This window comes from Citrobacter sp. wls711 (genome assembly GCF_005281055.1).
Lineage (GTDB): Bacteria > Pseudomonadota > Gammaproteobacteria > Enterobacterales > Enterobacteriaceae > Citrobacter > Citrobacter gillenii.
The window spans coordinates 59,802-71,701 of sequence record NZ_SZXC01000026.1; the positions used below are offsets into that span (position 1 = coordinate 59,802).

The window sequence follows — 11,900 nt, forward strand, 5'->3', positions numbered from 1 at the left end:
GCCTCTCCTGCTGTCAGTTAAACGGTTTTAAGTCGACGCGCGCCATCATCGCGGCCAACTGAGGACGATCGGTAATGCCGACATTGCTTTGGCTTACCGCCAGGGCGGCAACGGCAGTCGCCAGACGCAGAGTGTGTTCGCTGGACTCACGCATCAGCAGGCCATAAATCAGACCGCCAACCATCGAATCCCCTGCACCTACGGTGCTGACCACCTCAACTGACGGCGGTTTAGCAATCCATTCGCCAGAAGCGTTAACCCACAATGCACCTTCCGCACCGAGGGAAATCACCACATGCGCAATACCCTGCTCACGCAGCGCATGCGCAGCTTCAATCACATCTTTCATTTCTGGTAGCTTACGGCCCGCCCAGATTTCCAGCTCACGACGGTTGGGTTTCACCAGCCATGGCGCAGCTTTCAAACCTGCAACCAGCGCTTCACGACTACTATCAAAGATAATGCATGGACACTGACTGCGCAGGCGCGTCATCCAGTCGGTGAAGGCTTCCGGACTCACGCCAGTTGGCAGACTGCCGCTGACACAGACCATGTCGAATTGGCCCAACCAGCTCAGGGAGTCATTCACAAAGCGTTCCCAGTCCGCCGGGGTGACTTCAAAACCGGAGAAATTGAAGTCAGAAACTTCACCGTCTTTTTCAGTCAGTTTGACGTTAATACGGGTACGCCCTTGCACCACCTGAAAACGGTTGGCAATCCCCAGTTCGCTGAACAACTGCTGAAAGCCATCCTGGTTATCTTTACCCAGAAAACCACCCACCGTGACGTCGATCCCCAGGTCTTTTAGTACCTTGGCAACGTTGATGCCTTTACCCGCGGCATGCAGGCCGGTCGTTTTTACCAGGTTCACTTCACCGCGTTCAATTTCCGGACAAAAGCCGACCAGGTCATAGGCTGGATTCAGGGTAATAGTTGCGACACGTCTGCTCATTATGCGCCCTCCCCAAGACCGGCTGCGATGGCCTCGCCAATCGCTTTCAGCGCCTGTTCAGCATCTTCGCCCTGGGCGGTAAAGCGCAGGTGATGTCCTTTCTTCACGCCCAGCGCCACAACTTTCATCAGACTGCGTCCATTTGCCGGTTTTCCGGTTCCATCAAGATTTGTCACGGTAATTTCACTGTTAAATTGTTTAATGGTATTCACCAGCATGGTGCCCGGACGGGCGTGTAAACCATGCTCATTGCGCACAACAAACTCTGCGCTCAGCACATCATCAGTTAACGCATCATCACTGGTCAGCAGGGCCAGTACGGTCGCTGCATCCGCTTTCAGCAAGCGGTCAGCTTTATTTTCCAGCAGCAAATCGCTAAGGCGCTTGAGCACTGCCACAGGCTGATCGTCATTCATCGCGACGGTCACCAATAGCGCGGCCGTCTCGCCTTCTACGTCGAAGGCATTTGCCGCTCGGCTGAGCGCAACTGCGCTGCGCAGATTGCCTTGAGCACAATCATTCAGCCAAATCCCCTGGCCGAGGTTCAGCGGTTGCTCATTGATAGCCGTGGCAACAAAGTTAGCATCAACCGCACCCGCTTCTTTCAGACGCGCGGCGTTCAGGGCTTGCAGCGTGACCAGCGAACCGGCGACCACGTCCAGCGACAGCATGTCGTTGTCGAGCTTAAGCTGTTCGCTCTGCTTTTCACCCATCAGCAACGCACGCAGCTCTTCTGCGGTGGTGGCGGATTTCAGCTGTTCAGCCACCGAATCATCGCTGAGTACGTGTGTCAGCTGACGCAGCAAACCCAGATGTTCGTCGGAGCTGGCCGCAATACCAATAGCCACATATGCAACCTGGTCTTCACCCCAGGTAATACCTTGCGGAAACTGGAATACCTGCACCCCGGTTTTCAACACCTGGTCACGGGTGTCCGTGGTACCGTGAGGAATGGCAATACCGTTGCCGAGGAAGGTAGATGTTTGCTGCTCGCGCGCCAGCATGCCGTTGACGTAGCCTTCCGCCACGTTGCCAGCCTGCACTAACGCAGCAGCAACCTGGCGAATGGCCTCTTCTTTATTTCCGGCCTGTTCGCCCGGGTGAATATCCTGAACAGATAACTGGAACATGGTTCTCCTCTCCTGCTGAATTGAAACGATTCAGCTAACATGAGAAAAAAGGCGCCACCCAACTCCAACACTTAAGAAAAGATGACGCTGAAACGTTTCAAGAAGTTTTGCGCTTTCTGCTTCAGCACGCAAGTAAAGTTAGCAATTTACTTGCTGAATTTAGATATAACGCACATTTTTTCTTCTGTGCATCAATAATTGCTGACATAGAAAGGAAGCTAAATTATCGATTTCAGCATCGTCAGCAGACTGTTTTTAGAGACTGAAATGCTATTTTGATTTTTCATGCCGATTTTGATTTCGCGCCCTGTTTATTTTCTGGCAGGCAGCGTAAACTCCGCGTCTCTTCACATCACAGATATTGAAACATGCATAACACCCCGGTAGCCGCCTCCCCCAGGTCGTTTGATTTAACGTCTTCGGCGTTCCTGCTTGTCGCTTTTCTTACGGGTATCGCCGGCGCATTGCAGACCCCTACGCTCAGCCTTTTTCTGACCGATGAAGTTCATGCCCGTCCGGGTATGGTCGGTTTCTTTTTTACCGGTAGCGCTGTCATCGGCATCCTGGTAAGCCAGTTTTTAGCTGGGCGTTCTGATAAGAAGGGCGATCGCAAAAATCTGATCGTTTTTTGCTGCGTACTGGGGATGCTGGCCTGTGTGCTGTTTGCCTGGAACCGTAACTATTTTATTTTGCTGTTTGTCGGCGTCTTCCTCAGTAGCTTTGGATCGACCGCTAACCCGCAAATGTTTGCCCTCGCCCGCGAGCATGCTGACCGCACGGGCCGGGAAGCCGTCATGTTCAGCTCTATTTTGCGTGCGCAGGTTTCGCTGGCATGGGTGATTGGCCCGCCGTTAGCTTACGCGCTGGCTATGGGTTTCAGCTTTACGGTGATGTATCTGAGTGCCGCCGTTGCGTTTATCGTCTGCGGCGTCATGGTGTGGTTGTTCTTACCGTCGATGAACAAAAATGCGTCCCTCGCCACGGGCGCGGTGGAAGCCCCGCGTCGTAACCGGCGCGATACGCTGTTGCTGTTCGCTATCTGCACATTAATGTGGGGCACCAACAGCCTGTACATCATTAATATGCCACTGTTTATCATCAACGAACTGCATCTGCCGGAAAAACTCGCAGGCATTATGATGGGCACCGCCGCCGGGCTGGAAATACCGACGATGCTCATTGCCGGATACTTTGCTAAACGTCTGGGCAAGCGTTTGTTGATGCGGATCGCCGTGGTCGCCGGTTTCTTCTTTTATGCCGGAATGCTGGTGGCGCATTCGCCGGTCATTCTGCTCAGCTTGCAGCTGCTGAACGCGATTTACATCGGTATCCTCGGCGGTATTGGCATGCTCTATTTCCAGGACTTAATGCCAGGACAGGCGGGTTCTGCAACCACTCTTTACACCAACACCATCCGCGTGGGTTGGATTATTGCCGGATCGCTGGCCGGTATTGCCGCTGAAATCTGGAACTACCATGCGGTGTTCTGGTTTGCGCTGGTGATGATTATCGCCACGGTCTTTTGCCTGGCGCGGATCAAAGACGTTTAAGGTGCGGTGAGCGCTTCAAGCTCAATAAGGTACACCATAGCCTGGCGCGTTGTCTGACCACACATTTCAGCGCTGGGCTGTAAGCCTGCACACACTTTTGGCCGCAGTGCGGAACCAAAAATTTTACAGCGCAGGAATTCATCAAGCTGAACGCATGGCGTATTGGCGGGCTTGCCCTCAGGCATGCCGGGGATGGGGCTGGAGATAGAAGGCGCAGTGCAACATGCGCCACAATCCGGACGGCATTCCATACAATATTCTCTTTAAGGTAAACCCGCGGATTGTGTAGGTAGCGAACAGTACCACCTTTTTTGCACCCGCAAAAGTGCGAATTCCGCTTGCCTGAATGACCCGGCGCGAGTAGTTTGACGCGATATTTTAGACACTCCTCACTACAGGATTTTTTCGATGCCAAGAGCGAACGAAATTAAAAAAGGTATGGTACTTAACTACAACGGCAAGCTGCTGATTGTAAAAGACATTGATATTCAATCACCGAGCGCACGTGGTGCAGCCACGCTGTACAAAATGCGTTTTTCTGATGTCCGTACCGGCCTAAAAGTCGAAGAGCGCTTCAAAGGCGACGATATTGTGGATACCGTCACCCTGAGCCGTCGTGGCGTTGATTTCTCTTACGTCGATGGCAACGAATATGTCTTTATGGATAAAGAAGACTATACCCCGTATACCTTCACCAAAGACCAGATCGAAGAAGAGTTGCTGTTTATCCCGGAAGGCGGAATGCCGGACATGCAGGTGCTGACCTGGGATGGCCAACTGCTGGCGCTTGAACTGCCGCAGACCGTAGACCTTGAGATCGTTGAAACCTCACCTGGCATTAAAGGTGCGTCAGCCAGTGCACGTAACAAGCCAGCCACCCTCACCACCGGCCTGGTGATCCTGGTTCCTGAGTATCTGAGTGCCGGTGAGAAAATCCGCATTCATATCGAAGAACGCCGTTATATGGGGCGTGCAGACTAACGTTCCTGCTAAGACACAGACTAAAAGGGACAGCGCACGCTGTCCCTTTGCTGTTTTCAGCGCTGACTGCTGAGATAAAAATCATCCATCAATAATGATTCCAGATACTGCTCATCCTCGCGCATAAAACGCACGATGACATTAACCGCCTGAGGGTAAAAGCCCTCGCCGTCGCGATGCAAACAGCTATCCCGGAACAATGATGCCCAGCACATAATATGATGATGCAAAAAGTAATATTGCTCAGCGACGCTCTGCTCTTTGCCCACCATTCTCGCCATTAACGCCAGCTGTACCGCAATATGATCGGCAGGTTCATTCTCCCGCGCAGCCAGCCCCTGTTCGACTAACAGCACATTCATTTGCCGTCGTTCTTCAGGTGCCGTCGTGTGCGGATAATGCCCTGCATAAGGCGACACGCTCTGTGGAGGGGCCAGCAAAAACAGTGAAGCAAAATCGGCCGCCAGCTCCAGTTGTCGGCATTCGCGCCGCTGCACCTGAGCCAGACTACGCGCTAACTTTTTGACGTCAGCAGCCAGTCCGGAGATCCCCGTCAGTGAGGTCATCCACTCCCGGCTCTCCTCACTCTCAAGACGGGCTAATTGCTTCTCGTCCAGTTCACGAAACAGCAGTTGCGAAAACCACTGATATACTGCTGCACGCTGCTGATGAATGTGATTATGCGGCACTGGCCCCCTCCTCTTTGACTGTCTCAGGTCCACCGAATGCCGTAACCTGCGGGGCCTTCTGCTGGTAGCGTTCAACTTCTACCAGCACGCTATGTGCGGAAGGGCCTTGCGCCAGCTGCGATGTTCCAATATCCGCACTCAGGACATTCGGATCGCCATAGGTGCATAGTGTCCCGGTTTTCCCGCCTTCCTGCGGGGAATACCACGCGCCCTCATGAATGCGGATCACGCCAGCGGGAAAATCGGCGCTAATCACTACGCCCGCCAGCACCTGACCTCGGGCGTTAAAGACGCGAGCAATATCTCCGGCTTTTAAACCGCGGGCGGTTGCATCCTGCTCGCTGATGTAGAGCGGTTCTCTGCCGGCCACCGCGTAGGTGTTACGAAACGCCTCGCTTGAGCATAACTGCGAGTGCAGACGCTTGTCCGGGTGACAGGATTGCAGATGCAGCGGATATTTATTCGTCTTGCCCTGATGGCTACGTTCAAACGGCTCCATCCACACCGGGTGTCCTGGACAATCTTCATATTGAAAACCCGCGATGGTTTTACTGTAGATTTCAATAAGCCCCGACGGGGTGCCTAACGGATTAAGATCGGGTTGGTCGCGGAACTCACCGTGGCGCACCCACGGCTGCCCCGCCGGATATTCAATATATCCGTCCCCTTTCCAGAAGGTATCAAAGTCCGGTAAGGTGACGCCGAGCGATGCGCCCATCTTCACGCCTTCGTCATAAAGCGCTTGTATCCACTGCATTTCATCGCGGTTTTCACGATATGCCACTTCTTTATCAAAGCGCTTACACAGCCCGGCAAACACATCAAAGTCATGACGTGCCTCAAATTGCGGTTTGACTACCTGATGCAGCGCCATCAGCCCTTTATTCGAATGAGTACCAAACTGCTCAATGTCATTCCGCTCAAAGCGCGTAGTGACGGGCAGGACAATATCGGCAAAACGACAGGATGCAGTCCATTGGTGATCTAACACCACGACGGTTTCCAGCTTCTTCCATGCCTCAATCATGCGGTTGCGATCCTGCTGCGCATGGAACGGATTGGCCGCGCTGTAGACGGCCATTTTGATATCAGGCCAGGTTAACGTTTCACCGTTGAAGGCAATTTTCTTACCCGGCGCAAGCAGGCAGTCGACGATACGCGAGGTGGGAATATGCGCCGATGCGCCACGAAAATCCGCTTTATATTTCGCCTCTGGGGGATTGTTAATACTTCCCAGCCCCGACAGCACAGGCCCGGCCGACGTTACCGTTCCACCGCCGTTGTAGTGCCAGCCAAATCCTACGCCGCCGCCCGGTAAACCAATTTGTCCGACCATGCTCGCCAGCACCACCAGCATCCAGGGATACTGCTCTCCGTGGTGCATACGCTGGACGCACCAGCCGCCCATAAACTGCGTGCGGCCTTTCACCAGCAGGCGGGCGAAGTCACGGATTTGTTCTGCACTCAGGCCACAGATTTGGGCTGCCCACTCGGCGTTTTTCACCTGCTTGTCAGTCTCACCCGTCAGGTACGGTAAAAACTGTTCAAAGCCGACGGTGTAATCGTTAATAAATGCCGTGTCGTACAGTTTTTCTTCATACAAGGTGTGCGCGAGCGCCAGCAGCAAGGCAACATCGGTTTGCGGTCGCAGCGCCAGTTGTTCAGCACCCAGATAGTTTTGCGATTTACTGCGCACCGGATCAACGCTGATGACGCGCATTTTGCCCTGTGCGACCGCCTCTTTAATCTGCTGCCAGTAGCCAAACGCCTCGTGGTCGGGTACCAGGAATTCTATCTGCAAATTCTTAATCGGATCGCAGCCCCACAACACGATGGTATGGGTATTCTCAATCACCAGCGGCAGCGAGGTTTGCTGCTCGTAGACTTCCAGCGAACCAATCACATGCGGCAAGATGACCTGTGCAGCCGCCGCCGAGTAGTCGCCAACGGTGGTGACATAGCTCCCGTGCAGGCCAAGCCCCCTGTCCATTGCACCACCCGCTTTATGGTATTTGCCCACCATTTGCCAGTCGGCCAACCCGGTAAATACGCCGGAAGATCCGTAGTTTTTTTGCACCCGCTCCAGCTCCTCGTAAAACAGATCCAGCGCCCGATCCCAACTGACCCGCACAAAACGGTTATCACCGCGCTGGCTGCGGTCTGATTTTTCACGCTTACGTAACCAGTCCAGACGGACCATCGGGTAGCGGACTCGCGAAGGGTTGTAGACCACTTCACGTACTGCATTCAGCATATCGCACGGGTATTTGTCGTGTTTAAAGGGCCGGGTTTCGGTCCACTCGCCGTTGACCACTTTGGCTTCAAAAGCGCCGTAATGCGAGCCGGACTGGATCCACTGCTCTGGGTTTTCTCCTGCCGCCCATACCTTTGATATCAGCGGGTTCGGCGCCAGCGCACTGGCGGCTCCTACTGCCAGCATACCGCTCAGAAAACGGCGACGGGACGGATTAAAATCGTGAATATCCATACATTATCCTCTTTATTATTGGGGGGCAGGCACATCGCTGGCGTGCGTCTGGAGGTATTTCAACAGCGTGCGTTCTTCCACCGGATTAAGCCGGTAATAGGTCGACATCGCTTTCAGTCCGGCAATCCAGCCATTGGCGGTATAACGGATGGTCGGCGGTGTGCTGTGGCAGGCGCTGCAGGTGGATTGCAGCATTTGTTCCGAGTATTCCCACACCGGTGCAATACTGGTGATAAGCCCCTGCGCGGAGGTCCATGCGCTCACGCTCACTTGCTGCCACTGCTGGTGCGAATCTGGGTCAACCTGGGTTTGCAGAATTTTTACGTTTGCCATCAGGGAATCATCAAGCACCGCGGAGAAAACGCGTTTGCCCATAAACTGCGTGATCACCCGCCCACGGCCTTTGCTTTCACGCCACCCCGTCACTTCCAACTGGACATTACTGCCCTCTTTTTTCAGCACTCTGACTTCGGTGGCCGGAAAAAGTAGCGCTTTACCGGCGGGACTCCCAGCCGTTGCCGTCAGGGCTTTCTCGCCTAACGAAAACAGCGTGGTCGCCTCCGACGGCGTCTCTCCCTGGCGTTGGAGTTGCTTAAACCGATCGCGAAAGCCGCTGCTCATATCAGGCTTGTGATGGGCAATACCTTTGTGACAGTCAATGCAGTTGCTGTCTTTCGCCGCCGCTGCGGTCATTTGTGCCGCTGCATTCGTCGATTGCTTGCCGTGATCCATCGCCTCATAGCTATGGCAGGATTTACAGGCTGCTGAATTATTGGCGCTCATTCGCGCCCACTCCCGCTGAGCAAGTTCTGCCCGCTTGGCGGTAAACTTTTCAGGCGTATCAATCGACGGGGAAATAAACGTATGGTAGAGATCGTTCAAGGCTTCCGTTTTGCGCAGAAGCGTCGGAACGATGCCTGGTGGAATATGGCAATCCTTACACTCGGCACGCACGCCGGAGGCATTGCGAAAATGTATGCTGGTCTGATATTCCTCCCCCACCGTACGCATCGAATGGCACGACAAACAAAACTCGGTGCTACTGGTGTAATGCACGCCTTGCCACGTTCCCCAAATGGCAAAGGCCATGGCAACGGCTCCAGCAAATGCCCACCATAGTGCGTTCTTTCTCATCCACGACATATTTGGCTCCCTTATTTTAATAGCGACACGCTAAGGGATATTAAAAAAGGAGAATAGAGACACCGGCAGCAGAGTATAGGAACAGCGTTCACTCTATGAGGCGAGTCAAAATAGTTAAAAATGGAAACTCGTAATATGCGGCTATCGTTTTAATAAGGAATTTCTCATGCTGGCACTGTTTCTCAACAGAGAAAGCCGTACATCGCTGCAACTGCAGATCTTTCAATTTTATTTTCAGGCTATTCAGAGGGGGAATTTGCTGTGCGGGGACAAACTTCCTTCTATCCGCGAGCAGGCGCAGGCGCTGAACGTCGCCAAAATCACAGTCGTTATGGCGTATGAAAAATTGATGGCGGCAGGGTTGATTAAGAGCCGACAGGGTATTGGCTATGAAGTGATCTTCACTACACCAGTACGTACACCCGCGGCACACATACCGTTAGCCCAGGGTTCACCGCCGGTAAAGCCTGAGCCTGCAGGCGTTTCCACCGATGTTTACGGTGAGATGGGACGGGATTTTTATTGCCGGATGGGCGTCCCCGATCCCAATGCCTTTCCCTGGTCAAGCTGGCGAAAATGGAATAATGCTCCCAGCGTACTAAAAGAGCAATTGTTTACCCGATATCATTCACCAAATGGATTATTTTCATTGCGTGAGCAAATGGTCAGATACCTTAATCTATCCCGGGGAATTAATACTCGCGCAGAAAACATCATTATTACCAACGGAATTCAGGAAGGGTTATCACTGCTCAGCCAAATATTTATTATTCATCACGCGGCAAGTCAGGAAAAAAAGTGTCATATTGTGACCGAATCCCCTTGTTATTCTGGAGCCTGGCATCTGTTTAATTACTACGGTGCCGACATTACGCCTATCGCGGTGGATAATCAGGGACTGTGCACGGATAAATTACCCGAATATGCAACCCAACTTTGTTACGTGACGCCCGCACATCAGTATCCGATGGGGAGTGTGCTTTCAGTGGAGCGGCGTCTGTCGTTGCTGACCTGGGCGCAGCGTGTCGGGGCGTACATTATCGAAGATGATTATGATGCCGTTTTTACGTACGGCGAAAATCCCCTCCCCGCGCTGAAAGCCATGGATTATCACGATCGGGTTATCTATATGGGGACATTCTCAAAAACGCTGGGGCCGGGTGCGCGTCTTGGTTATCTCATTTGCCCGGATGAACTGCTCCCGGCAGTGCAGAATATGAAAGCGTTAAACAACAACGGCAGCCAGTGGTTATTGCAGCAGTTTCTCGCTGAGTTAATGCAAAATCAGGTTTTTTATACCCACCTCGGCAAACTGGCCTGCAGCTACGCGTCCCGGCTCGCGCTTCTCCGGGACGGTCTTTCTGCGCTGTTCCCCGACGGAAAAATTGACGGCGCAACGGCGGGCCTGCATCTCTCGTTACACATCGATCGCTCGCCCGACGCCATCGCCTTGCTGCAACAGCGCTGCCTGCAGGCAGGTGTTCGCTTTGATACGTTACAGGACATTGAAAATGGTTCAGAAGAAATCTGGCGCAAGGAGAACAACGCCGGAGTGATGTTTTTCGGTTTTGGCGGGTTGCAGTTACCGCAGATCAATAAAGTGCTGAGAGTGCTGGAGCAGGCGTTAATTCAGCCCTGAAGGCAGAACAGGGATCGAGCTACTCGCCCAATCCCTGTTGATGCCATTACAGCAGATCGCGGAACTGCGTTTGTTTCAGCGCCAGCTCAACGCCGCGAACTTCTGCCAGCCCTTTCAGACGACCAATTGCGGAGTAACCCGGATTGGTTTTCTTGTGCAGATCGTCCAGCATCTGATGCCCGTGATCCGGACGCATTGGGATAGGACGCAGATCGCCCGCCTTCTTACGACGCTGTTCTTCACGCAGGATCGCCGCCACCACAGAGACCATATCTACGTCGCCCTGCAGGTGAGCACCTTCATGGAAGGTTTTCGGGTTATCTTCACGGCAGGTCGAACGCAAATGCGTAAAGTGAATACGATCGCCAAAGGTTTCAATCATTTTCACCAGATCGTTATCCGCCCGTACACCGTAAGAACCGGTACACATGGTGAAGCCGTTATAGATGCTGTCTACTGTTTCTTTCAACCACTGCATATCTTCAATGGTGGAAACAATACGCGGCAGGCCGAGGATCGGGCGCGGCGGATCGTCAGGATGCACGGCCAGGCGCACGCCTGCTTCTTCAGCTACCGGCACAATTGCGCGCAGGAATACGGCCATATTATTGCGCAGATCGTCTTTGCTGATACCGTCATACTCCGCCAGGCGCGCGCGAAACTTGTCCAGCGTATAACCTTCTTCTGCACCCGGCAGACCGGCGATAATATTGCGAGTCAGCTTCTCTACATCGGCTTCGCTCATGGCATTGAAATAGTCCAGAGCCTGACGCTGTTCTTCTGCGCTGTACTCCGCTTCCGCACCGGGGCGCTGCAGGATGTGCAGCTCAAAGGCCGCAAAGGCAATTTGATCGAAGCGCAGGGCTTTAGAACCGTCCGGGAGCTGATATTCAAGGTCAGTGCGCGTCCAGTCGAGGATCGGCATGAAGTTATAGCACACGGTATCAATGCCGCAGGTCGCCAGATTACGGATACTCTGCTGATAATTGGCGATCCACGTTTGATACTGTCCAGACTGGGTTTTGATGTCTTCGTGAACGGGAATGCTTTCCACCACCGACCAGGTCAGCCCCTTTTCAGCCAAAATAGCCTGTCGCTTTTGAATCTCTTCTACCGGCCACACTTCACCATTAGGAATGTGGTGCAAGGCGGTCACAACACCGGTTGCGCCAGCCTGACGCACATCATCAAGCGATACCGGATCGTTAGGCCCGTACCAACGCCAGGTTTGTTCCATTGCTTCACCTCACAAGTTGTTATACCAAATTAAGTTAGCTGCATGACGACTACCATACAGGCATCGGGTGGATGATCAACAGAACGCCGAT

At 53.3% G+C, this 11,900-nt stretch carries 10 protein-coding genes; 3 read left to right on the top strand and 7 right to left on the bottom strand.

The features are described from left to right. Positions 1–13: 13 nt before the first annotated feature. Both fruK and fruB read right to left on the bottom strand, forming a co-directional pair. Positions 14–952 (bottom strand): 1-phosphofructokinase, encoded by a 939-nt coding sequence (gene fruK, locus FDW98_RS11735; RefSeq protein WP_003834544.1) that lies wholly within the window; start codon positions 950–952, stop codon positions 14–16. Further along, a complete protein-coding gene (gene fruB / locus FDW98_RS11740; RefSeq protein ID WP_096756470.1) occupies positions 952–2,082 on the bottom strand; it encodes a fused PTS fructose transporter subunit IIA/HPr protein in 1,131 nt (376 codons plus the stop codon). The genes fruK and fruB overlap by 1 nt, the downstream gene beginning before the upstream one ends. A gap of 368 nt (positions 2,083–2,450) precedes the next feature. Here fruB and setB point away from each other — a divergent pair, with 368 nt between their 5' ends. Next, entirely contained in the window at positions 2,451–3,632 is a 1,182-nt protein-coding gene (gene setB / locus FDW98_RS11745) for a sugar efflux transporter SetB (protein ID WP_096756469.1), read from the top strand. On the opposite strand, the gene FDW98_RS11750 is transcribed toward setB, so the two are convergent. After that, positions 3,629–3,883 carry a YkgJ family cysteine cluster protein gene (locus tag FDW98_RS11750; RefSeq protein ID WP_096756468.1) on the bottom strand — a complete coding sequence of 85 codons (255 nt, stop codon included), beginning with the start codon at positions 3,881–3,883 and terminating at the stop codon, positions 3,629–3,631. The two genes, setB and FDW98_RS11750, sit on opposite strands and share 4 nt — an antisense overlap. A gap of 157 nt (positions 3,884–4,040) precedes the next feature. On the opposite strand from FDW98_RS11750, the gene yeiP reads away from it, so the two are divergent. Beyond that, the gene (gene yeiP / locus FDW98_RS11755) at positions 4,041–4,613 is read left to right on the top strand and encodes an elongation factor P-like protein YeiP (RefSeq protein ID WP_096756467.1); all 573 of its coding nucleotides are present in this window, start codon (positions 4,041–4,043) and stop codon (positions 4,611–4,613) included. A gap of 56 nt (positions 4,614–4,669) precedes the next feature. Here the strand turns inward: yeiP and torD are convergent, their stop codons facing one another. Genes torD through torC form a run of 3 tightly spaced genes read right to left on the bottom strand, consistent with a single transcriptional unit; the run spans position 4,670 to position 8,933 of the window. After that, complete coding sequence (torD, locus tag FDW98_RS11760; protein WP_137398852.1) at positions 4,670–5,302, bottom strand: molecular chaperone TorD; 633 nt, start codon at positions 5,300–5,302, stop codon at positions 4,670–4,672. Next, on the bottom strand, positions 5,292–7,790 hold the full coding sequence (torA, locus tag FDW98_RS11765) for a trimethylamine-N-oxide reductase TorA (RefSeq protein WP_096756465.1): 2,499 nt from the start codon (positions 7,788–7,790) through the stop codon (positions 5,292–5,294). Before torA ends, torD begins: the two co-directional genes overlap by 11 nt. A 15-nt stretch (positions 7,791–7,805) precedes the next feature. Further along, positions 7,806–8,933 (bottom strand): pentaheme c-type cytochrome TorC, encoded by a 1,128-nt coding sequence (gene torC / locus FDW98_RS11770; protein ID WP_096756464.1) that lies wholly within the window; start codon positions 8,931–8,933, stop codon positions 7,806–7,808. A gap of 166 nt (positions 8,934–9,099) precedes the next feature. On the opposite strand from torC, the gene FDW98_RS11775 reads away from it, so the two are divergent. Further along, a complete protein-coding gene (locus FDW98_RS11775) occupies positions 9,100–10,572 on the top strand; it encodes a PLP-dependent aminotransferase family protein (RefSeq protein WP_096756463.1) in 1,473 nt (490 codons plus the stop codon). A 46-nt stretch (positions 10,573–10,618) separates the two neighbouring features. On the opposite strand, the gene uxuA is transcribed toward FDW98_RS11775, so the two are convergent. Further along, positions 10,619–11,809, bottom strand: coding sequence for a mannonate dehydratase (gene uxuA, locus FDW98_RS11780; RefSeq protein WP_096756462.1), 1,191 nt, complete (start codon positions 11,807–11,809; stop codon positions 10,619–10,621). Positions 11,810–11,900 lie beyond the last annotated feature (91 nt).

What these genes read in the sequence shown, in the direction of transcription:
- fruK (WP_003834544.1), bottom strand. Translation starts at nt 952, where the DNA reads ATGAGCAGACGTGTCGCAACTATTACCCTGAATCCAGCCTATGACCTG.
- fruB (WP_096756470.1), bottom strand. Translation starts at nt 2,082, where the DNA reads ATGTTCCAGTTATCTGTTCAGGATATTCACCCGGGCGAACAGGCCGGA.
- setB (WP_096756469.1), top strand. Translation starts at nt 2,451, where the DNA reads ATGCATAACACCCCGGTAGCCGCCTCCCCCAGGTCGTTTGATTTAACG.
- FDW98_RS11750 (WP_096756468.1), bottom strand. Translation starts at nt 3,883, where the DNA reads ATGGAATGCCGTCCGGATTGTGGCGCATGTTGCACTGCGCCTTCTATC.
- yeiP (WP_096756467.1), top strand. Translation starts at nt 4,041, where the DNA reads ATGCCAAGAGCGAACGAAATTAAAAAAGGTATGGTACTTAACTACAAC.
- torA (WP_096756465.1), bottom strand. Translation starts at nt 7,790, where the DNA reads ATGGATATTCACGATTTTAATCCGTCCCGTCGCCGTTTTCTGAGCGGT.
- torC (WP_096756464.1), bottom strand. Translation starts at nt 8,933, where the DNA reads ATGTCGTGGATGAGAAAGAACGCACTATGGTGGGCATTTGCTGGAGCC.
- FDW98_RS11775 (WP_096756463.1), top strand. Translation starts at nt 9,100, where the DNA reads ATGCTGGCACTGTTTCTCAACAGAGAAAGCCGTACATCGCTGCAACTG.
- uxuA (WP_096756462.1), bottom strand. Translation starts at nt 11,809, where the DNA reads ATGGAACAAACCTGGCGTTGGTACGGGCCTAACGATCCGGTATCGCTT.